Origin of the sequence: Microbispora cellulosiformans (assembly GCF_008728085.1) — a bacterium.
In the GTDB taxonomy this organism is placed as follows: domain Bacteria; phylum Actinomycetota; class Actinomycetes; order Streptosporangiales; family Streptosporangiaceae; genus Microbispora; species Microbispora amethystogenes.
In genome coordinates this window covers 335,380-355,680 of the sequence record NZ_VYTZ01000006.1, presented here as the reverse complement: position 1 = coordinate 355,680, position 20,301 = coordinate 335,380, and the positions used below count along the sequence as shown (strand labels likewise).

General features: G+C 71.6%; 20 protein-coding genes. 8 read left to right on the top strand and 12 right to left on the bottom strand.

Going from position 1 to position 20,301, the window contains the following annotated elements; genetic code table 11:
• Positions 1-7: 7 nt before the first annotated feature.
• Both F5972_RS18695 and F5972_RS18690 read right to left on the bottom strand, forming a co-directional pair.
• Positions 8-505, bottom strand: coding sequence for a DinB family protein (locus tag F5972_RS18695; protein WP_150934834.1), 498 nt, complete (start codon positions 503-505; stop codon positions 8-10).
• Between the two features lie 162 nt (positions 506-667).
• Complete coding sequence (locus F5972_RS18690) at positions 668-1,228, bottom strand: ATP-binding protein (protein ID WP_150934833.1); 561 nt, start codon at positions 1,226-1,228, stop codon at positions 668-670.
• Between the two features lie 48 nt (positions 1,229-1,276).
• On the opposite strand from F5972_RS18690, the gene F5972_RS18685 reads away from it, so the two are divergent.
• Positions 1,277-1,945, top strand: a complete 669-nt coding sequence (locus F5972_RS18685) for a hypothetical protein (protein ID WP_150934832.1) — start codon at positions 1,277-1,279, stop codon at positions 1,943-1,945.
• Between the two features lie 85 nt (positions 1,946-2,030).
• On the opposite strand, the gene F5972_RS18680 is transcribed toward F5972_RS18685, so the two are convergent.
• Both F5972_RS18680 and F5972_RS18675 read right to left on the bottom strand, forming a co-directional pair.
• On the bottom strand, positions 2,031-3,383 hold the full coding sequence (locus F5972_RS18680; protein ID WP_150934831.1) for a nucleotidyl cyclase domain-containing protein: 1,353 nt from the start codon (positions 3,381-3,383) through the stop codon (positions 2,031-2,033).
• Positions 3,384-3,461: 78 nt separating this feature from the next.
• Entirely contained in the window at positions 3,462-5,225 is a 1,764-nt protein-coding gene (locus F5972_RS18675; protein ID WP_225311623.1) for a cellulose binding domain-containing protein, read from the bottom strand.
• Between the two features lie 375 nt (positions 5,226-5,600).
• On the opposite strand from F5972_RS18675, the gene F5972_RS18670 reads away from it, so the two are divergent.
• Positions 5,601-6,173 carry a DUF1707 SHOCT-like domain-containing protein gene (locus F5972_RS18670; RefSeq protein WP_191910198.1) on the top strand — a complete coding sequence of 191 codons (573 nt, stop codon included), beginning with the start codon at positions 5,601-5,603 and terminating at the stop codon, positions 6,171-6,173.
• A gap of 237 nt (positions 6,174-6,410) precedes the next feature.
• Here F5972_RS18670 and F5972_RS18665 read toward each other — a convergent pair whose 3' ends face one another.
• Genes F5972_RS18665 through F5972_RS18655 form a run of 3 tightly spaced genes read right to left on the bottom strand, consistent with a single transcriptional unit; the run spans position 6,411 to position 9,769 of the window.
• Positions 6,411-7,250, bottom strand: a complete 840-nt coding sequence (locus F5972_RS18665; protein ID WP_225311622.1) for an ABC transporter permease — start codon at positions 7,248-7,250, stop codon at positions 6,411-6,413.
• Positions 7,237-8,166, bottom strand: coding sequence for an ABC transporter permease (locus F5972_RS18660; protein WP_150934829.1), 930 nt, complete (start codon positions 8,164-8,166; stop codon positions 7,237-7,239). The genes F5972_RS18665 and F5972_RS18660 overlap by 14 nt, the downstream gene beginning before the upstream one ends.
• A 7-nt stretch (positions 8,167-8,173) precedes the next feature.
• A complete protein-coding gene (locus F5972_RS18655; RefSeq protein WP_191910197.1) occupies positions 8,174-9,769 on the bottom strand; it encodes a peptide ABC transporter substrate-binding protein in 1,596 nt (531 codons plus the stop codon).
• A gap of 120 nt (positions 9,770-9,889) precedes the next feature.
• Between F5972_RS18655 and F5972_RS18650 the strand changes: the two genes are divergently transcribed.
• From F5972_RS18650 to F5972_RS18640, 3 genes are all read left to right on the top strand, one after another.
• Positions 9,890-10,861: a helix-turn-helix transcriptional regulator gene (locus F5972_RS18650; protein ID WP_150934827.1), complete on the top strand. Its 972-nt coding sequence runs from the start codon at positions 9,890-9,892 to the stop codon at positions 10,859-10,861.
• Positions 10,862-10,910: 49 nt separating this feature from the next.
• A complete protein-coding gene (locus F5972_RS18645) occupies positions 10,911-11,726 on the top strand; it encodes a DUF4253 domain-containing protein (protein ID WP_150934826.1) in 816 nt (271 codons plus the stop codon).
• A 137-nt stretch (positions 11,727-11,863) separates the two neighbouring features.
• Entirely contained in the window at positions 11,864-12,721 is an 858-nt protein-coding gene (locus tag F5972_RS18640; protein ID WP_225311621.1) for an SAM-dependent methyltransferase, read from the top strand.
• Between the two features lie 22 nt (positions 12,722-12,743).
• Here F5972_RS18640 and F5972_RS18635 read toward each other — a convergent pair whose 3' ends face one another.
• From F5972_RS18635 to F5972_RS18625, 3 genes are all read right to left on the bottom strand, one after another.
• Complete coding sequence (locus F5972_RS18635; protein ID WP_150934825.1) at positions 12,744-13,742, bottom strand: lactonase family protein; 999 nt, start codon at positions 13,740-13,742, stop codon at positions 12,744-12,746.
• Between the two features lie 136 nt (positions 13,743-13,878).
• On the bottom strand, positions 13,879-14,622 hold the full coding sequence (locus F5972_RS18630; protein WP_191910196.1) for a sensor histidine kinase: 744 nt from the start codon (positions 14,620-14,622) through the stop codon (positions 13,879-13,881).
• 123 nt (positions 14,623-14,745) lie between these two features.
• The gene (locus F5972_RS18625; RefSeq protein ID WP_225311620.1) at positions 14,746-15,489 is read right to left on the bottom strand and encodes a TetR/AcrR family transcriptional regulator; all 744 of its coding nucleotides are present in this window, start codon (positions 15,487-15,489) and stop codon (positions 14,746-14,748) included.
• 194 nt (positions 15,490-15,683) lie between these two features.
• Here F5972_RS18625 and F5972_RS18620 point away from each other — a divergent pair, with 194 nt between their 5' ends.
• The 3 genes from F5972_RS18620 to F5972_RS18610 all read left to right on the top strand — a co-directional run bounded on the left by F5972_RS18620 (position 15,684) and on the right by F5972_RS18610 (position 18,259).
• Positions 15,684-16,706: an aldo/keto reductase gene (locus F5972_RS18620; protein WP_150934823.1), complete on the top strand. Its 1,023-nt coding sequence runs from the start codon at positions 15,684-15,686 to the stop codon at positions 16,704-16,706.
• 62 nt (positions 16,707-16,768) lie between these two features.
• Positions 16,769-17,731 (top strand): alpha/beta hydrolase family protein, encoded by a 963-nt coding sequence (locus tag F5972_RS18615; protein ID WP_150934822.1) that lies wholly within the window; start codon positions 16,769-16,771, stop codon positions 17,729-17,731.
• A gap of 147 nt (positions 17,732-17,878) precedes the next feature.
• The gene (locus F5972_RS18610; protein WP_150934821.1) at positions 17,879-18,259 is read left to right on the top strand and encodes a hypothetical protein; all 381 of its coding nucleotides are present in this window, start codon (positions 17,879-17,881) and stop codon (positions 18,257-18,259) included.
• A 51-nt stretch (positions 18,260-18,310) separates the two neighbouring features.
• On the opposite strand, the gene F5972_RS18605 is transcribed toward F5972_RS18610, so the two are convergent.
• Positions 18,311-18,898 (bottom strand): Rv1733c family protein, encoded by a 588-nt coding sequence (locus F5972_RS18605; RefSeq protein WP_150934820.1) that lies wholly within the window; start codon positions 18,896-18,898, stop codon positions 18,311-18,313.
• 369 nt (positions 18,899-19,267) lie between these two features.
• Positions 19,268-20,257, bottom strand: a complete 990-nt coding sequence (locus F5972_RS18600) for an Acg family FMN-binding oxidoreductase (RefSeq protein ID WP_150934819.1) — start codon at positions 20,255-20,257, stop codon at positions 19,268-19,270.
• Positions 20,258-20,301 lie beyond the last annotated feature (44 nt).

The window sequence follows — 20,301 nt, the reverse complement described above, 5'->3', positions numbered from 1 at the left end:
CAGATGCCTAGGCGCGCCGGTGGTCGCCGCTCGCGCCGTCGATGAGCTCGCGCACGATGTCCATGTGGCCGACGTGCCGGGCGGTCTCCTCGATCATGTGAATGAGCACCCAGCGCAGCGTCATCCTCTCGCCGCGCTCGTTGGTGCCGAGGTCCTCGAGGCCGAACTTCTCGATGACCCCGTCCGAGGAGGCGCGGGCGCGGGCGTAGAAGGCGAGGACGTCGGCCGTGGTCTCGCCGGGGTCGACGCGCAGGTCGGCGTCCTCGTCATCGTCGTCGAACGGGAGCTCCTCGTGCTCCTGCCCGAACGCGTCGGCGAACCACCAGTACTCGACGGCCGCCAGATGCTTGACCAGGCCCAGGAGGTTCGTCCCAGACGGGGTCATGGGGCGTCGCAGCGCCTCGTCGTCCAGGCCCTCGACCTTCCACAGCACCGCGTCGCGATGCCGGTCCATGCTGGCCTGGAGGCTTTCCTTCTCACCACCGGTGAATGGGACTCTTTTCATGCCCGGAACGTAACAGTTGCCCCGTCACTCGGGCCGCCTGACGACCTGCCCGCACCAGCAGCCGGTCAGCATTGGAATTAGGGTGGGCACTCCGAGCACGGCGCGGAGGACTGTGTTCAGCAGGCTGGATATCGGTAACCGATATGAGCGGGAGCGGCTCTCTCACAGCACCGGGGAGGGCGGCTTTTCCGGATCAACCAGCGTGGCATGGACGAGGTGCCCTATGGCATCGGAACCCTCGTAGCCGATGCTGTCCGCGAGGGCGGTCACCACGGCCAGGCCACGGCCGCGCTCGGCTGTGGCACGGAGGGACGTGCCGAATCGGGCGATGCCGCCCCAGCCGCAGTCGTGGACCGCGACACGGACGCTGTCCCGCGTGCGGGTGACCTCGACGATGAAGGTGCCGCCCTGCTTGCCGCTGCCGGTGTGCCGGACGGCGTTGCCGGCGAGTTCGGTGACAATAAGCGCGGCATCTTCCCGGCGCCACGCATCGGCCAGGAGGAACCGGACGAAGTGACGAGCATGTGGGATCTGGTCGAGCGTGCCCATGAAGGTACGCCGCCAGATCAGCCGGCCGGGTGGAATCTCCATCATCGCGTGTAGGTGCACGGGAGGCACTTCACCCGGAGTGGCCAGGGGAAAATCCTGCTCACACTGCGGCGGCACGAACGCGACAGCGGGCTTTTCGGTGACGGCGTCGATGAGACGGGCCTGGCGTGGCATGGGGCTCCTTCAGCGGGCTGCGAAATCGCAGGTGGCGGAGGTGCGTGAATGTCAGGTGAGGGTTACCGCGTGCTGCTTCGCACCCGCGCCCGAAGTACCCAACTGCGGGCGAAGCGATTCACCTGGGACCAGATCGCCGACGTCCTCGCACTCGATCACAATGTGAGCCCGCTGCGCCTCTACCGGCTCGCGCACGGCCGTACGGCCGCCGAGGTCGTGAGTCTGGTCAGCGATCTCGGCCCGGCGGGCACCGCCTCGGTACGTGAGGCCCGGCTGTACGACTTCGAAGCCTGGCCTGCCGGTGGGCGAAAACCGCCGGTGAGGATTGTGCAGACGGTGGCGGCCTTCGAGAAGCGCCTGTACTGGATCTCGCCCTCGATGCTGGATTCCAAGGCGGTCATGTCGCTGGTCCGGCTGCGGCAGCCGCGCGAGGCGGTCGCCGCTGCCCGGAGAACCCTCGCCGGGCTCGACCCCCGCTTCAAGGCCGACCGCGGGCTCGCCCTTGCCCAGTACGCCACCGCGCTGACACTCGCCCGGGAGATTCCGGAAGCCGTCGCGCGGCTGACGGAGGCGGCCGACATCGCCGCGCAGCACACCTCGGCCCGCCTCGCCCATCAGATCACCCATGCGCGGGCCGGCCTGCAGCCCTGGGCGGCCAGCGCCCACGTCAGGGCATTGGACACCACGTTGCGGGCCCACGGTCTCCCCATCACGTGAAGCCGGCGGCCGACACCGCGAGCCGGGTCCCCGTCCCTGGCCCGGAGTTCGGCGTCCGCGTCCTCGACCGCCTGCTGGTGGGCGATCAGCCCTGATAGAAGGCCATGTCCACGCCGGAGACGGTGTGCCGGACGAGGGTGAACCCGTCCGGACCGGCGTGCGCGCCGACCGCCTCGCTCAGGCAGACCAGCCCGGGAGCGGCGAGGTCCTGCGCCATCTTGGACGCCAGGTTCACCGGCGCGCCGGCCACGTCCCACCCGCCGCCGGGCGTCGGCCCGGCCAGCACCGGACCGGTGTCCACCCCGATCCGGCAGGTCATCCCGGCCTCGGCCAGGGCGGCCCGCAGGTCGCGGGCGAAGCGTGCCGCGGCGGTGGGCTCGTCGAACAGGTAGATGCCCAGCCGGCCGGCCACCTTGATCTCGACGGTGCCCACCGGTGGCAGGAGACGCAGCCCGGTTTCGCGCATGGCGACCGACAGGTCCAGCTCCCGCAGGATCGCGGCCTCGGAACCGCCGTCCCCGTCCCCGGTGCCGGCGGCGGACCCGTCCACGGACTGGGTCACGGACTGGGTCACGGATTCAGCCACGACGCCGCGGTCACCGGCTTCCGCTTCTCCGCGCTCGGCGAGGACCACCGTTCGCTCGCGAAGGTGCCGTTCGGCCAGTGTCGCGGCGAGCCCTGCGTTCTCCGGGTCGCGCTCCAGACCCAGCAGGTCCTCGTAGAAGGCGGCGGAATACGGGATCGGATACCGCTCCCCGTCATCGGGGACAGCCTCGGCGGCGGCCCGCGGGCCGTCGAGCACCCGGTAGACGGCCCGCAGCGGACCACCGGGGACACCCGGCACGTCCTTCCTGCGCAGGACGAACGAATGGCCCGCCGGCAGCCGCTCGGCGACCGCCTCGGTCACCGCGATCTCACCGCCTTCGGTGTGGTTCTCCGCGAGGATCTCGACGGCCTCGGCCTCCGCGCCGTGCAGGCCGCCGTCCAGGTCGTAGAAGTTCCCGTGGTGCACGCCGACGCCGATCCGGACCCGGCAGCGGCGGGCGATCTCGTCCTGCGTCCGCAGCAGGGCCGACAGCAGCACGTCGGCGCCGGTCGAGGCAGGATGGAACATCTGCGCGTTGTCCGCCGCCCAGACGCCGACCGCCCGGCCTCCCGCCGCCGTTCCGTACGCGTGCAGGAGGCGTTTCGGGCCGTCGATGAGCGCCAGCACCTCCAGCAGGCCGAGGGTCCGGCTCATCTTGGTCAACCCGGCCGAGTCGGAGACGACGGCGTATCCGGTGGTCACGTGCTCGCCGAGCAGCCGCCGCGCATCGGCGACGGTCCTGCCGCCCGCGCGCCAGCGCTCGACCAGCGTCACCGGCAGGCCCGGGGCCGCGTCCCTGGCGAGGTCGAAGGCCCCCGGCTCGTAACCGGGCTTTGGAGTGTCAGGGCTCACACGCGAACGCTACTATCCGCGCACGGATAGTAGCGTTCGGTTGCCTGGTCCAAGTTGGAGCTGCCGGCCCGAGCGGGGTCAGGGGCTGGTGCAGGTGGCGTTGGGGGTGGCCGCGTTGCCGTTGGCGGTGAAGCCGAAGGTCGTGGAGCCGCCCGCCGCGATCGAGCCGTTGTAGGACTCGTTGGTGACGGTCACCGAGGAACCGGACGTGCTCTGCCGGCCGTTCCACAGGCTGCTGATGCTCTGGCCGCTCGGCCAGGTCCACTTCACGGTCCAGCCGTTGACCGCCGAGCTGCCCGCCTGCACCGTCACCTCGGACTGGAACCCGCCACCCCAGCTGTTGACCGTCCTGATCGTCGCTGAGCACGCCCCGGGCGGCGGAGTCGGCGAGCTACTCGGAGAAGGCGAGGGCGAGGCGCTGGGAGAGGGTGACGGCGAGCTGCTCGGGGAGGGTGACGGGGACGGAGACGAGCCGTCGGGGGGCAGGAGAGTGATGGTGAAGGTGTCGTCGACGGCGGTGTGCGGCAGGTTGACGGTCGTGCCGTTGTTCGACAGGGTCACCACCGTGTTCTGCACGGTCACCGGGCCGGTGACGGCGCCGCCGCCGTTGTAGGGGACGCGCTCGACGAGCACGCGCACCTGGTTGTTCTGAATCAGACCGCTGGTGGTGTCGAGCCGCTGCAGGTTGACCGCCACGTTCCCGGTGGTGCGGCCGCCCCCGACCAGGATCTTGGCGGTCCCGCTCGCCTTGGTGGCGAAGGCGTCGTAGTTCGAGCTGGGGGTGACCGAGGCGATCTGCCCGGTCTGGGAGCCGTAGAAGCGGTAGACCCACCACTCGCCCTTCGGCGAGTACTGACCGGCGGAGTTGTGGGTCAGGAGATTGGCCAGGTCGTTGTGCAGGTTGCTGCCGCCGGCCCAGTTGGCCCGCAGGCCGTCGGCCCCCGCCCGCTCCAGCCGGGCGATGTACCACGCGCCGTCGGCCGGGTTCTGCTCGTTCGACGCGCCGTACTCGTTGATCTGGTACGGGCGCGGATGCGCGATGCCCCGCGAGCCGAGGCTGGTGTTCGCGGTGGCCACGTTCGCCACCGGGTCGCCGGGCAGCGAGTGCCAGCTGACGATGTCGGGAACGACGTTGTTGGCCTTGACGTAGTCGAGGTACTGCGTCCACCAGCCGCCCGTGGACGGCACGCCCGCGAAGCTCGGCCCCACGATCAGGTGGGACGGGAACGCGGCCCGGATGCGCTGGTAGGCCCGCTTCCACATCTCGAAGTACTGCGACTGCGTACGGTTCCAGAACAGGGTGATGTTCGGCTCGTTCCACAGATCCCACTGCACCGGGACACCGGTCGCCCGCACGTCGTTGATCAGGCGGGTCAGGAAGTTGTCGTAGTCGGTCCAGTTGCCGTTGTCGCCCGGGAAGCGGGAGATCGCGTAGCCGTCGGCGCCCCACAGGTCGTGCACCAGCAGCACGAACTCCCCGCCCAGCGACCTGGTGCGCAGGAGCTGCGCCCGGGTGGCGTTCCACCGCCGGTCGTACTTGCCCGACACCCACCCGCCCGGACCGTCCAGCTGGGCACCACCCGCCCGCATGTACCGGTACTTCACGTCCGTGAAGAAGTGGTCGGGCGGGTTGGCGCCGTTCTCCGTCATGCCATAGATCCACCCCGACGCCCGATACGTGGGGGAACCACTCCCGGCGGAGAAGTTGACCGTGATCGACTCGTCCGCCGCCTGGGCCGGCCCGGCGGTCGCGACGACGGACGCGGCGACGAGCGCCGCGGCCGACAGCAGCGCGGCCAGGCCGCGGCGGCGCCTGTGCCGCCGGCTGAATCCGATGTTCACTCGTGGCTCCTTCGACGGAAGGGGTGGGGATGGCGGGACAGGCCGTGTCCTGGAAACCGCAGCGTCTCCGCCGGTCTCATTGAATCGATTCGAGACGGAAACCTGTCAAGGAGATCGCGAACCGTTTCGACGGCCAGGGCCAGGGCTTCGTGGCTGTGGGCCTGCGGTAACGGACGACCTGCGGCCGGATCGACTCACCGGCAGAGGATGAAATGTTCATCGACGGGCGCAGGAACCGATTCGACTATAATCCGGCACACGAAAGAGCCCGCAGTATCGGACGCTCCCGACCCACCGCGGCCGGCACCCCTAACGTCCCCCCTAAAGCTCCACAGGCCCGGCGACGGGGAACGGCCACATCCTTACAGTGAAGATATGTCTGGTGAAATGACGCCCGGTCGGGGCGAGCTGCGCGCGTCTGACAAGGATCGAGAGCAGGTCGTGGAGCTGCTACGAGTCGCCGCCGGAGACGGCCGGTTGAGCGCGGGCGAGCTGGACGCACGGCTCGAAGCGGCGCTGACGGCGCGTACGTACGGGGAGCTCGACGCGCTGCTCACGGACCTTCCAGGGGCCGGACCGGCGTTGGCGCGTGGTGTCGCGGCCACTCTTCCGAAGGAGTTGACGCGGATCGCGGTCGGCAGCGCGAGCGCGAAGCGCGACGGCGATTGGGTGGTGCCGCAGCGCATGCAGGTCGAGTGCAAGAGCGGATCCGTCGTTCTCGACTTCACCGGTGCCGTCATCACGTCACCCACGTTGGAGATCGAGGCGTCGGTGGGCAGCGGATCGGTGACGCTGGTGGTTCCGCCGGACGTCCTCGTGGATGTCGAGGATGTGGCGGTGGGCAGTGGCAGCGTACAGAATCGCACGCGTGTCGCCCCCGGCACGCCGGTTCGGCTGCGCGTCCACGTAACGGGGAAGGTCGGCCCGGGCAGCATCACCGTGCGATAGCCAGGGCCCCCGCCGCAGTTTCCGGCAATGGATGCTGCGGCGTCCGAGGCCGGACAACCCACTCCCCCGCTGACGATTCGGGCAGCCCTCGGGCATGCGGGCCTTTTCCGGGGCCCGGGTCCCGGGGCTCGCCCGAGCGGTCGGTGCCGGGCGGTGTGCGGTGCCGGCTCGCGCGCCGTGCGCCACGAGTCGGCGCAGGCGCGCGTCGGCGCAGGCGGGGGTCGGCGTAGGCACGGGTCAGCGGAGGCGGGGGTCGAGGGCGTCGCGGACGACGTCGCCGAGCATGAGGAAGCTCAGCACGGTCGTGGTGAGGAACAGCGCCGGGAAGACCAGCAGGTGCGGGTGCTCGGCGAAGAACGTCTGCGCGGTGTTGAGCTGCAGGCCCCACGACACGTCGGGGTACTGCAGGCCGACGCCGAGGTAGTCGAGCGTCGCCTCGCCCGCGATCACGTTGCCGACGTTCAGCATCGCGACCACGAAGACCGGCGCGACCGCGTTGGGCAGGATGTGCCGGACCATCAGCCTGCGGTCGCTCGCGCCCAGCATGCGGGCGGCGGCGACGTAGTCCATGTGCTTGATCGCGATGACCTGGCCGCGCATCAGGCGGGTCATCGTCGTCCAGCCGAGCAGGACGAGGACCAGCGTCATCGCCCACATCCCGTGGTCGGGGAAGGCCACCAGCACGACCGTCGCCCCCAGCACGAAGGGGATGCCGAAGAACACGTCGGTGGTCCGGGAGATCAGCGCGTCGGCGAGGCCCCCGTAGAACCCGCCCACGAGCCCGAGCACGATGGCGATCAGCAGGGCGAACACGGTCACCGCGACGCCGACCACGATGGACGCCCGGGTGCCGTGCACGACCTGCGACCAGTAGTCGCAGCCCTGCAGGTCGTACCCGAACAGCGCGCCGCTCTGCGGGCCGCGCTTCGACATGCGCAGGTCGCAGCGCTCGTTCGGGCCCAGGGCGGCGAACAGGCCGGGGAAGGCCGCCATCACCGACGCGACCAGCAGGACGGCGGCGGAGAGCCAGAAGACCACCCGGCCGCGCAGTTCCAGCCAGGCGTCACGCGCGAGCACGGCGGATCCTCGGGTCGAGCACGCCGTACAGCAAATCGACGGCGAGGTTGGCGGCGATGAAGACCATGACGAGCAGGGTGACGACGCCGACGACGACCGGGCCCTCCTGGAGCTGGATCGACTGGAACACCTGCTGGCCGATCCCGGGCAGGTTGAAGATGCCCTCTGTGACGACCGCGCCCGCCATGAGGTTGCCGAAGTCGACGCCGAGGAAGGTCACGACCGGGATCAGCGAGTTGCGCAGCGCGTGCAGCCCGACGACCCGCCGCCGGACCATCCCCTTCGCGGTCGCCGTACGGACGTAGTCGGCGCGCAGGTTCTCCACCAGCGAGGTGCGGGTGAGCCGGGCGACGTACGCCAGGCCGAACGAGCCGAGCACCATGCCGGGCAGCAGGTAGCTCCCCGGCCAGCCGTCGTCGGTCCCCGCGGTCGGAAACAGCCCCAGGTTGAGGCCCAGCACGATCTGGGCCGTGTAGCCGACCACGAACACCGGGACCGCGATGACGAACGTGGTGCCGGCGAGGACCGCCGTGTCGGCGGCCCCGCCCCGGCGCAGGCCGGCCAGGACGCCGAGGCCGATCCCCACAAGGAGCTCGAAGACCCAGGCGGTCAGCGCGAGCTGCGCGGTGACCGCCCACCGGTCCTGGAGCAGCTCGCTCACCGGCTGCCCGGTGAAGGTCTCCCCCAGGTCGCCGTGGAACACCCCGAGCATGTAGTGGCCGTACTGCACGAGCAGCGGCTCGTCGAGGTGGTAGCGCTGCCGCATGACGGCGAGGACCTGCTCGGGCACCGGCTTGTCGCCCGCGAGCGCCAGCATCGGGTCGCCGGGCAGCGCGAACACCATCGTGTAGATCAGGAAGGTGGTCACGACGAAGACCGGGACCGCCTGCGCCAGCCGCCGCGCGGCGTACCTCACTCCCCCGTCACCCCTGCTTCACGCTGATCGCGTAGAGGTTCTTGCTGTACGGGGTCACGTTCACGCCGCTGATCCGGGTGGAGTAGCCGACCTGGTTCTGCCAGTTCCACAGCGGGATCATCGGCATCTCGGCGAGCGCGACGTCCTCGGCCTTCTGGTAGAGCGGCAGGCTGGCGTCGAGGCCGGGCGCCGAGTTGGCCTGCTTGATGAGGTCGTCGAACTCCTTGTTCTCCCAGCCCATGCGGTTGCCCGCGCCCCACATGTACTCCAGGTAGTCCTGCGGGCTGGGGTAGTCCATGACCCAGTTGTTCCGGTACGGGCCGTCCTCCTTGCGCTCGCGCAGCGACGACAGGTAGTCGGAGGCTGGGACCTTGCGCAGCTTGATGTCGGAGATGCCGAGGTTCTGCTTGAGCTGGTTGGCGACGGCGGTCATCCACTGCTCGTAGCTGGGGTCGGCGTTGGAGAACCACAGGGTCAGCGTGCCGCTGAACCCGCCGGCCTGGTCGAACAGCGCCTTGGCCTTCGCCGGGTCGTACGCGCAGGCCTCGCCGCAGGCGTTCTCCCGGTAGCCGGGCACCAGCGGCGCGAGCAGCGACGCCATCGGCTTGAACGCGCCGTCGTAGACGGCGTCCACGATGGCCTTCCGGTCGATCGCCATCGAGAACGCCCGGCGCAGGTCGCGGTTGGCGAACCGCTTGTCGAACGTCGGGAAGCCGAGGTAGTCCATCGTGCCGTCGGGGGTCCGCAGGAACCGGTCGCCGAGCAGCCGCTGCGCCTCGGCCGTGCTGGCCGGCGGGATCGTGGTCAGCAGGTCCACCCGGCCGGCCCGCAGGTCGGTGTAGGCGGTGTCGCGGCCGGCGTAGATCCTGAAGGTGACCGCGCCGGCCTTCGCCCTGCGCTCGCCGTTGTAGGCCGGCGAGCGCTTCACCTTGATCTGCCGGTCGTGCTCCCACGCGCCGTCGAGGACGAACGGCCCGTTGCCGACGGGCGCCTGGTCGTACGCCTTGAGGTCGGCGAACGCCGCCTTGGGCATCGGCGCGAACGCGATGTACGCGAGCGTGATCGGGAACTGGCTGAACGGCGCGGTGAGCGTGACCTCCAGGGTGTGGTCGTCCACCACCTTGAGGCCGCTCAGCTTGTCGGTGGACGGGTCGCCCTTCTCAGGGTTGAGCTTGTCGTAGCCCTCGATGTTGGCGAAGTAGTAGTTGTTGGTCCAGCCGTTCGGGCCGTACGCGGTGGCGTTCCAGGAGTCGGCGAAGCTCTGGGCGGTGACGGGCTCGCCGTTGCCGAACGCGCCCCCCTGCCTGATCTTGATCGTCCAGACCTTCTGGTCGGTGCTGGTCACCGACTCGGCCGCGCGCATCACCGGCTTGCCGCTGGCGGCGTCGATGGAGACCGGGGTCTCGAAGAGCGTGTCGAGCACGGTGATCGAGTAGTCGCTGGACGTGTTGCCGGGAGTGAGGTGGTCGGGCTCGGTCAGCGCGACGGAGAAACGGTCGGCGTCCGCGCCCTTCGCGCCGCCGGACGAGGATCCCCCGCAGCCGCCGCTCAGCATGACCGCGGCCGCGGCGAGGGCGGCCGCCCGGCTTCTCGTGACCCGCACTGTGCTCCGCCTCTCCGTGGTGTTGCGGGTGAGGGTAGGAAACGGGGCCGCCGTCGGCATCGGAGACTTTACGTATTGCTCGCGGGATCTTTACCGGGCAGTCTGAGCGTGGAGGGATCGATGAACCCAATCAGCCTCAGCGCGCGCGGCCTGCACGCGGTCGCCGAGCTGGGCTTCCAGGTGGCCCGGCAGGGGGCGCACGGGGCGATGACCGCGCTGGGCGAGGTCATTCCCGTGGAGGCCTACGAGTTCGTCGCGTTCGACCCGGCGACCGGCCGGCACCGCTCGCTGGTCTCGGCCGGCTACACCCGCGTGGACGACGACGCGGCCGAGGAGTACGCCGGGCTCGACGCCTACCGCCGGGCGATGTCCGCACGGGCACCGGTCGTCATGGGCTCTCCCGGCACCGAACGCTACTTCCGCCGTCATCTGGAGCCGTACGGCTGGCGCTCGGGGATCACGACGCCGCTGTTCCTGACCGGCGGTCGCTACACCGGCCTGTTGCACGTCGGCTCGCGCGCGGACCTGCCGCCCGAGGCGCCCGCGGTGATCAGCGCGGTGTCGCCCGCCCTGGCCCACCTCACCGACGTGACCCGCTGCGTGGTCGATCCCCTCGGCCTGCCGCCGGGCTTCCACGCGCTGTCGTTCGAGCGCGGCGGCCGGCGGCGCGACGTGGCGGGCTGGCCGCCCTCACGGGCCCTCGCCGCCGAGCCGGCCATGGCGGACCTCGCGCGGGAGTTCATCGACTCACGGGAGCTGTCCCGCCGCGGGCTGTGGCTCGACGGCACGGGCCAGTGGCGGGAGATGCGCCTGCACCGGGCCGGCGTCGGCTTCCACGGCTCGATCCAGGGCGCGGTCGTCGCCGAGCGCCCCTGCGTGCTGCCGTACGACCTGACCACCCGGGAGGTCGAGGTGCTGACCCGGGTCGCGCGGGGCGACTCCAACCCCCAGATCGCCGCCGCGCTCGTGCTGAGCGTGCGCACCGTGACCACCCATCTGGAGCACATCTTCGCGAAGCTGGGCTGCGACAGCCGTACGCGTCTGACGACCAAGGTTCTCGCTGAAGGATTGGGCCGGCTCGACATCGCATAATGATCGCCCTGGCGGGACGCGCCGGGGCCAGGTCCGACATTATTGGCGCATGTCGGTTCACGAGCGTCGGCGGCTCCCCACGGGTCTGGAGCTGCTGTTCGGCGACGGCGGCGACGGCCGGGTGCTGTCCGCCGACCTGCCGTCGGGGTCCCTCGTGTGGCCGGACCCCGACTACGACAGGATGCGCACCCATCACCGCCCGTCGTTCTGGCTGAGCGACGAGCCGGTGCCCGCCGGGCTGTGGGCCCGGCTGCGCGCCGAGCACCCCCGATCGGGCCTGTGGCCGGTGCTGCTGGAGGACGGTGTGCAGCCCTGGGCGGCCGGGCAGATCGCCCCCGACTCGCCCGACCAGGTCGACTACTTCAGCGCGGCCGGGTTCATGGCCGAGGCGTGGCAGGACCTGCTGCTGGGCCACGAGGCTTACCTCGCGCCGTACGGGGCCGAGTGCCCGGGGCCCGCGCCGCCCGCCGCGCCGGTGGCCGACCCCGACGTGGTGGCCGACTGGTACGCCGACGTGATCGCCGAGCGCATGACGCTCCTGGGCCTGACCGCGGTGGGCCGCGGCGCCGACGCGATGGTCGCGATCGGCTGGCAGGGGGCGCTGCACCACAACGAGTGGACCGTGCCGCTGGCCGCCGTCGTGCGCAGCTGGGAGGAACGATTCGGGGCGCGGGTCGTCGGCATGGGGTTCAACACGCTCGATCTCAGCGTCGCCGCGCCGCCCGCGACTCCGGCGCACGCGTTGCACGTCGCGGCGGAGCACTGGACGTTCTGCCCCGACAGCGTCCTGCAGGGGCCGGGAACACTGGCCGACTACGCCGAACAGCTCGTGGGTAGCAACGCCTGGTCATTCTGGTGGGATTAAAGGTTTTCGCGGTTTTCCAGAGTGATCGGCATCCGACACAACGAACTTACCGGAATAATCAATCTTGGTTGATCCGGAGCGAGGGAGGCCGAGTGGACGGCGCGGAACTGGGTGGCCCGGACTCGGGCGGCCCAGACATGGCTGGCGCTGACATGGGTGGCGCGGGCTCAGGGGGCCGGGAACCGGACGACTCGTGGACCGCCAAGGTGGCGGGCCTCGACCCCAGCCGGGCCAACATCGCGCGGATGAGCGACTACCTGCTCGGGGGCAAGGACAACTTCGCCGCCGACCGGGAGTTCGCCGAGAGCCTGATGGCCATCGCCCCCGAGGTGAAGACGATGGCCGTGGACACCCGGACGTTCCTCGAACGGGTGGTCCGCTTCCTGGTCGACCAGGGTGTGCGGCAGTTCCTCAACGTGGCGTCGGGGCTGCCGACCCGCCGCAACACCCACGAGGTCGCCCAGGAGCTCGCGCCGGACGCGCGGGTGGTGTACGTGGACGACGACCCGGTGGTGCTCAGCCACGCCCGCGCCCTGCTCGCCCGCACCCCCGGCACCGGGGTGGTCAAGGGCTCGATCCTGCGCCCGGCGGAGATGCTGGCCGACCCCGAGATGCTCAGGCTCGTCGACTTCCGGCAGCCGGTCGGGCTGCTGATCCCCGCCCGGCTGCAGTATCTCCCGGACTCCGCCGAGCCGTACAAGTGCGTGGCGTACCTGCGCGACCACCTCGCCCCCGGCAGTTACCTCGCCGTCGGCCACGCCGTCTTCGACACCCGTCCCGAGCTGGCCGGACCGCTCGTGGAGCTGTTCCGCCAGATCGTGGCCCGGGCCGACGAGGTGCCGCGGACCAGGGAGAAGGTGCTGCGCTTCTTCGACGGGACCGAGCTCGTCGAGCCCGGCCTCGTCTACATCCGCCAGTGGCGGCCGGAGGCGAAGGAGAGCGTCGCAAGGGCCCAGCGGGTGTGGATCGTCGGCGGCGTCGGCCGCGTCCCCTGACCGTCCCGCCCGCCGGGGCCGGTCAGCGGACGAGCACGCACGAGGGGGTGCCCACGGCCAGCGCCTGGCCTCCGTGCTCCGGCAGCCCTTCCTTCAGCCCCAGCGCGACGACCACGTCCGACCGCTGGCAGGCCACGTAGAGACGGTCGCCGTCGATCGCGAAGTGCCGCGGCCACCGGCCCCCCGCGGGCGCCTCGGCCACCATCGTGAGCCGGGGCCCGTCGACGGCGAAGACGGCGACGGTGTCGGGCCCCCGGTTGGCGACGTACAGGTGACAGCCGTCGGCAGACAGGGCGAGGTGGGACGGCAGGTTCTCCCCCTCGGCGCCGCTCGCGCGGACCGTCCCCGCCTCCCGCCAGGAGGCGTCGTAGACGCGCACGGTCCCGTCGAGCTCGCCGGTGACGTACCAGTGACCCTCGTGGTGCAGGAAGTGCCGGGGGCCGCTGCCGGAGGCCAGCCGTACGGAACCCTCGGGGTGCGGGCGCATGCCGGGCAGGAAGCGGCGGACCTCGTCGGTGCCGAGGTCGGTCACATACAGCACGCCGTCGGGACCGAAGACGGCCATGTGGGCGTGCGGGCCCTCCTGCCGCTCGGGGTGGGGGCCCCGGCCCTCGTGCGGGAACGTCAGCGGGCCGGGCTCGGGCATGCCGTCCTCCCCCAGCCGGTACGCCGTGACGGTCCCGTCGCCGTAGTTGGCGATCGCGAGCCACTCGGCCCGGTCGTCGAGCGCGAGATGGCACGGCAGCGACCCGCCGCTCGGGTGCTCGGCCAGCAGGCGCGGAGCGGCCCGGTCCTCACCGGCGGCGAGGACCGCGAGCCCGCCCTCTCCTTCGCGTTCGAGCACGGCGTAGAGCAGCGGCAGGCGGGGGTGCCCGGTGACGAAGGACGGCCCGGACACGGCCGTCTCGGCCACCGGCTCCAGCCGCCCCTCCGCGTCCGGCCGGGCCACCGTCAGGCCGGGGCCCGATCCCTCCGTGTCGGGCGTGTATCCACCGATCACCAGGTCGCCGGGTCGGGGCATCGTCACTCCAGGGGGATGAGTCGGGCCAATAAGTGATCGAATGCTATCGGCGCGGCGGCCCTCGTCCGTCAGGAACCCGTCAGGCGGCGGGTCAGATATCCCGTCAGGGGCCCTGTCAGGCGGCCCCGAGAGCCTGTCAGGCGGCGGGCAGGCGGAGCACGAAACGGGCGCCGCCCGACGGCGCCTCCTCGACCTCGACGCTGCCCCGGTGGGCCTCGGCGATGACCCGGGTGATCACAAGTCCGAGCCCGCCGCCGTCGTGGTCGCGGTGGCCGCCGAGCCGGGTGAACCGCTGGAACACCCGCCTCCGGTCGGCCTCGGGGACGCCGTCCCCGTCGTCGTCCACGAGCATCCGCGCCATGCCGTCATGCCGAGACACCTCCACCACCACGCCGCGGCGGGCGTACCGCTGGGCGTTGTCCAGCAGGTTGGTGAGCACCTGGCGCATCTGCTCGCGCACGGCGCTGACGTTGACCTGGCCGGACAGGCGCACCGTGACCGGGAAGGGATCGCGGCGCGAGGCGACCTCCCGGCCGACGAGGTCGCCCAGGTCGACCAGTTCGCGCCCCTCGTCACCCGCCTGCCGCCCGGTCAGCAGGAGCATGCTCGTGACCACCGCCTCCGCCCGGTCGAGGCTGGGCAGCAGGCGCTCGGTCAGCGACACGACGTCGGCTTCGGCGTCCTGGGCCGCGTCCTCCAGTTCGAGCCGTACGGCCGTGAGCGGGGTGCGTAGCTCGTGTGACAGGTCGGCGGCGAACCAGCGCAGCCGGTCGCACTCGGCCGCGAGAGCCTTCCGCGCGCGTCGTTCCATCATCGTGGCGGCGGCCGCGTACACCAGCAGGCCCGCACCCGCGTAGACCGAGATTCGCTTAGTCAGCATCAGAACGCCCCGTACCCCTATCTCTTCTTTAGACATATACGACAAGAAGGGTTATGGGGTTGCAGCGACGTATCTTTTACCTAAATGGCGACAGAGATGACGAAAACGGCAAGATTCCCGCGCTCAAGAGTGAGCCTGCCTCGCATCGGCGCCGTAGCGGAGCCCGTCGACGAGCAGCCCGACCATGCGCCGGCTGAAAGCCGCTCCCTCGCCCGCCATGGGCAGGCACAGGTTGGCGACGGCATGGAGAAGGTCCTCGGGGCCGACGCCGGTGCGGATCTCGCCGCTCGCCGTGGCGGCGTCGAGCAGGGACCCGAGTGCGGGCCCCAGCCGTCCCATGAAGTAGCCCGGCAGGGCGTCGAACGCCGGATCGCCCGAGTGGAGGGCGGCGGCGAGGCCTCGCTTGGTCGCGACGAACTCGGTGTACCGGTGGAGCCACCGGGCGAGCGCCTCTCCCGGCCCGTGTTCCGCCATCAGCGCCGGGGCCGCCTCGGCGCAGGCGTCCACCTCGCGCTGGAACACGGCCTTGACCAGGTCGGAACGCTGCGGGAAGTGCCGATACAGCGTGCCGACTCCGACCCCGGCCAGGTCGGCGATCTCCTTCGCGGGCGCGTCCACGCCCGAGGTGGCGAAGACGGATTTCGCCGCCGTGAGCAAAGAGTCGACGTTGCGCTGTGCGTCGGCGCGCAGCCGGCGCGGCGCGCGCCCGGGCGCGCCGCCCGTGCCGGTGGCGTCAGTGGCGCCCGCCCTGCCGGCACTGCTCGTACCATCCGTGCCGCTCGTGCCGCTCGTGGCGCCCGAGCAGCCCGTGCCGCCGGTCGAGCCGGCGGCCGCCACCGCGTTCCCCGGCACAGCGTTCTCCGTCACGGCCCTCCTTCGCTTGCATAACCGGAAAGCCGTTCCGTATAGTCGTTTCCGGAAAGTCGTTCCGCTTCGTCTCAGGATACGGCACGCCCCGGCGTCCCGCACTCCGGCCTTCACACCCCCGTGCCCGCACGACCGGCGGCCCCTGCCTGGTCACCGCCCGGTCACCGTCACCACTCGTCGTCAGGAGTTCCCGCATGCGTTACCGACCCCTGGGCCGCACCGGCATCAAGGTCAGCCCCTTCGCCCTCGGCGCGATGATGTTCGCCACGTCCTTCGGCAACCCCGACCCCGACGACTCGATCCGCATCATCCACAAGGCGCTGGACGCGGGGATCAACTTCATCGACACCGCCGACGTCTACGGCGACTCCGAAGAGGTCGTGGGCAGAGCGCTCCGGGGACGTCGCGACAACGTCGTCCTGGCGACCAAGATGGGCCGCCCGATGGGCGACGACCCCAACCGGCAGGGCGCCTCGCGGCGCTGGGTCATGACCGCGGTCGAGAACTCGCTGCGCCGGCTGGGGACGGACCACATCGACCTCTTCCAGATCCACCGGCCGGACCCCGACACCGACGTCGAGGAGACGCTCTCCGCGCTCACCGACCTGATCCGCAGCGGAAAGGTCCGCGCGATCGGATCGTCCACGATGCCCGCCTCCGACATCGTCGAGGCGCAGTGGGTCGCCGAGCGGCGCGGCCTCGAACGGTTCCACACCGAGCAGCCGCCCTACTCGATCCTCAACCGCGGCATCGAGAGCGAGGTGCTGCCGGTCGCGCAGCGCTTCGGGATGGGCACGCTGGTGTGGAGCCCGCTCGCGCAGGGGCTGCTCACCGGCCGCGTCCGCAGGGGGCAGCACAACGACCTGCGCCGCGCGGGCCTCTTCCGGCACCTGAACGACGAGCGCCGGCTCGACGCCGTCGAGCGGCTCATCCCGGTCGCCGAGAAGGCGGGCCTGCCGATGACCCACCTCGCGATGGCGTTCGCGATCGCTCATCCCGGCGTGACCAGCGCGATCATCGGGCCGCGCACGATGGAGCACTTCGACGACCTGCTCGCCGGCGTCGACGTCACACTCACGGACGAGATCCTCGACCAGATCGACGAGATCGTCCCGCCCGGCACCGACGTCGGCGCGCTCGACCAGGCCTACCGGCCCCCGGCGCTTCTGCGCCCGGACCTCCGCCGCCGGCCGGTCACCGAACGCTCCGCCGCCTGAACGCCCCCCGCCACCGATCCCGCCCGCCGGTCCCGCCCGGCGCCCAGCTCAAGGAGTCTCGTATGAGCACGCCGTTCACCGAAGCCGCCGGCATTCCCGTCGGCGATCCCACCCCTGTCACGACCTTCAGCCCTGTCGTGCTGCCGGTCCCGGGCCGGGCCGTCGATCTGCGGATCAAGGTCTCCGCGCCCGCGACCGGGGGCGACCTGCCCGTGATCCTCCTGTCGCACGGCCACGGGCCGTCGAACTTCGTCTCCTCCCTGCACGGCTACGGGCCCCTCGCGGACTTCTGGGCCGCCCACGGTTTCGTCGTGATCCAGCCCACCCACCTGGACTCGATGACGCTGGGGCTGCGCGAAGCGGACGACCCGGAGGCGCCGGTGTACTGGCGGTCCCGGGCCGAGGACATGCGCCACATCCTCGATCACCTCGATCGGATCGAGGCCGCCGTACCGGGCCTCGGGGGACGCCTGGACCACAGCCGGATCGCCGCGGCCGGGCACTCGATGGGCGGCCACACAGTAGGACTGCTGTGCGGCCAGGGGGTCGCCGATCCGGCCGACGGGACGCCGGTGGACCTCTCCGACGCCCGCGTCGGGGCGGGCGTGCTCCTCGCTCCGCCGGGCGGAGGTGAGGACCTCGCCGCGTTCGCGTCCGAGCACCTCTCCGTCCTGAAGACCACGGACTTCGCCTCGATGACCACGCCCGCCCTCGTCGTCGTCGGCGAGAACGACCACAACCCGGCGTTCTCCGACCGGAAGGACTGGCACGCCGACGCCTACCACCTCAGCCCCGGCCCCAAGAGCCTGCTGACGCTGTTCGGGGCCGAGCACGGCCTCGGCGGCGTGGCCATGTACGACGGTGCGGAGACGACCGACGAGAACCCCGAGCGCGTCGCCGCGCTGCGGGCGCTCGTCTGGGCCTATCTCCGCACCACGCTCTACCCCGGCGACTCCGCCTGGGCCGAGGCGACCGCCGCGCTGAACGCCATGCCCGAACCGTTGGGGGCGGTGGAGTCGAAGTGAACCGGTGGGTGCCGGGCCGTAACGGTCGTTTCGCGGGTAATTTCCCTTCCCCTGCTTCCCCAAGGCGCATGCCTCGCCCCAATAGTGCGGGTACGGAACATATGTCGCTTGTGCCCACTTAGTGCCGGATTTGTAGGAGGTTCTCCGGTGGTGCCTCTCCGCGCGGAAGCTCTCCGATCCGAACCTGCCCCGCCGGTCCTGCGCCTCGGCGTGGCCGCGCTGCTGGCCGCCGCGGCGGCCGCGGTCACCCTGGCCGCACCGCCTCCGGCGGACGCCGCGACGGCGCACCGCCATCGGCCGCGCGCCGTCGCGGCCAAACCCGGTCCGGGCGTACGGCAGGTGGCCCGGGGCTCCCGGACCCACGCGAGGGCCTACCGGTCCGGCAACGGCCGGTACAACCAGAATCTCGTCGGCGTCTACACGCCGTCCTTCCTGGGCGGCCCGCAGCAGAGCACCGTCACCAACGCCGGGCAGAACAACGTGCAGAACGCCTCCGGTGGCGGTGACGTCTGCCAGTTCATGCGCTGATCAAGGCCGGTGACCGCCTCACCGGCCTCACTGATCCCGCGGTGAGACCGGTCAGATCCGATGCCTGCGCCACCGCTGGTCGGCGTCGGCCCAGGCGGCGTCCCACGCCTGGTAGCGGGCGCGGTCCAGCCGCCGCCGCGCGAGGACGAGACCGGCGGCGGCCAGTGCGAGGGCACCGGCCATGACGCCGAAGGCGGCGAGCCCCGCCCGGGCGGTCATCTCGGCGCGATGCGGCGGCGGCGTTACCGGTCGGCCCTCGCCGTCGATCCACAGCCGGGCCCGGGGCCCGTCCCGCAGCAGGAGGGCCGCCGGCACCATGCCTTCGCGGACCCCGCCGTCCGGCAGCGGCCAGCGCGCCGCCGTCGCCCCCAGCAGGACGTGCGCGTCGGCCGCGCTCGCGGTGGCCCCGCCCGTCAGCGTCGCCTCGACCAGGTGCCGCGCCCCCGGCCCCGCCGCCGCGTGCCCGCCGCCGTACGCCGCGCGGGCGGCCAGCACGGCGGGCCACACCGCGAGCAGGACCGCGACCAGCACGGCCGCCACGAGCCCCGCCTCGATCCGGTCCGACCGGCGGCGCAGCGGGTTCCGGTCGGGCCGGTAGCGGCGCAGCCCCGCCACGACCCAGCGGGCGATCGATCTCATGGCACACCTCCCACGCATGGTCCACGCCACCGTCAGCCCCCAGAGCAAGCCCCCAGAGTGAGCCTTGAAGGGTCGCTGCCGGAGGTCCGGCCGACCGGACGGCGTGGGCGGGACCTCGGGCGGGCCGGCGGTCCGTCTCCACTGCCCACGGCTCCGCCTTCCACGCACGCGCAGACCACACGAAAGCGAGGAAATCCGGCCGATAGCACTCAGGCCGTGCATACTCGCCCGATCCGCAGAGGCGCGCCGCTCGCGGCGGGCAGCGGGGTGCGGCGTACCCGGCAGTTGGCACCCGACACGCGGCACGCGCCGCCCAGCACCCGGCACGCGCCGCCCGGCACGCGGCAGGCGGCGGCACGCGGTGGAGGCTTACTCCAGGACGTCGGAAGGGGTGCGCCGGACGCTCTCGCTCTCGTCGAGGACGAAGCCCATTCTCATGATCATCTGAGGCGCCTCGCCGGAGCACAGGTGCCTGCGGATGAACTCGCGCAGCTCGCACATCTCCAGCGCCTGGGTGTGGAAGGCGACGCTCACCCCGTACGCGGAGGCGTGCAGCAGCATCCGCTGCAGTCCCTCCCCCGCGGTCAGCCAGTCCTCCCGGGCGTCGCCCGGCGTGCTGAGCAGCGCCACGAGGCCGGTCGAGGTGGACACCCGCTCCTCGGGTGCCGCCCCCCACTCGTGCCCCCTGCTGTAGTCGCGGGACGCGAAGTGCTGCGGGTAGGTCCGCCGGGGATCGGTCGGGTAGCCCGCCACCGGCACGCCGTCCCGCCGCACACTGCCCGGAGGCCGGGCCCAGCGCGTGAGTTCGAGCACGAACTGCCGGTCCTGCGCCTGCACGTCCTGGGCCGCCCCGGTGAGTGCGGCGAGCACCCGTGCCGGAGCCTCCGACCTGACGGGCGCGAGGTGCGCCCCCTCGGCCGCGGCCTCCCGTACGAGCGCGTCGGTCAGCGGGTCGGGCATGGGCAGTGCGGTGAACCCGGCCCGGTGGGTGCGGCGGCGCTGGACCTCGCCGTACAGCAGGCGGGTGTGCTCGCCCGCTTCGCGTCCCGGCCGCACCCGAACGGTGGCCAGCAGCATCGGGCCCTCCGGATTCGGCAGCCGGCGCACCTCGGGCTCGTACCCGAGCGCCATCAGCGTGATCCGTACGTTGAACAGCGCGGCGCCGCAACTGATGGTCATCTGACGGCCGGTGGGATCGGAGACGCGCAGCCTCCGGTCCGGGTCGGCACGCAGGCTGATCTCGTCGCCGGAGACGGCGAACGACCAGGGCTGGGTGTTGTGGATCGAGGGCGCCCACAGGGCGGCCTCCACGGCCTCCCGCGCCGCCTGCGCGATCCCTTCAGATGTGCGAGTGTTCACGGTCTTTCCCCCTCGCAGGGCGCGTACCGGCCCCGCCGCCGTAG

Excerpts from the sequence above, each read along its gene's own strand:
- F5972_RS18695 (WP_150934834.1), bottom strand. The coding sequence starts at position 505 with ATGAAAAGAGTCCCATTCACCGGTGGTGAGAAGGAAAGCCTCCAGGCC.
- F5972_RS18690 (WP_150934833.1), bottom strand. The coding sequence starts at position 1,228 with ATGCCACGCCAGGCCCGTCTCATCGACGCCGTCACCGAAAAGCCCGCT.
- F5972_RS18685 (WP_150934832.1), top strand. The coding sequence starts at position 1,277 with ATGTCAGGTGAGGGTTACCGCGTGCTGCTTCGCACCCGCGCCCGAAGT.
- F5972_RS18670 (WP_191910198.1), top strand. The coding sequence starts at position 5,601 with ATGTCTGGTGAAATGACGCCCGGTCGGGGCGAGCTGCGCGCGTCTGAC.
- F5972_RS18650 (WP_150934827.1), top strand. The coding sequence starts at position 9,890 with ATGAACCCAATCAGCCTCAGCGCGCGCGGCCTGCACGCGGTCGCCGAG.
- F5972_RS18645 (WP_150934826.1), top strand. The coding sequence starts at position 10,911 with ATGTCGGTTCACGAGCGTCGGCGGCTCCCCACGGGTCTGGAGCTGCTG.
- F5972_RS18640 (WP_225311621.1), top strand. The coding sequence starts at position 11,864 with ATGGCTGGCGCTGACATGGGTGGCGCGGGCTCAGGGGGCCGGGAACCG.
- F5972_RS18635 (WP_150934825.1), bottom strand. The coding sequence starts at position 13,742 with ATGCCCCGACCCGGCGACCTGGTGATCGGTGGATACACGCCCGACACG.
- F5972_RS18630 (WP_191910196.1), bottom strand. The coding sequence starts at position 14,622 with ATGCTGACTAAGCGAATCTCGGTCTACGCGGGTGCGGGCCTGCTGGTG.
- F5972_RS18620 (WP_150934823.1), top strand. The coding sequence starts at position 15,684 with ATGCGTTACCGACCCCTGGGCCGCACCGGCATCAAGGTCAGCCCCTTC.
- F5972_RS18615 (WP_150934822.1), top strand. The coding sequence starts at position 16,769 with ATGAGCACGCCGTTCACCGAAGCCGCCGGCATTCCCGTCGGCGATCCC.
- F5972_RS18605 (WP_150934820.1), bottom strand. The coding sequence starts at position 18,898 with ATGAGATCGATCGCCCGCTGGGTCGTGGCGGGGCTGCGCCGCTACCGG.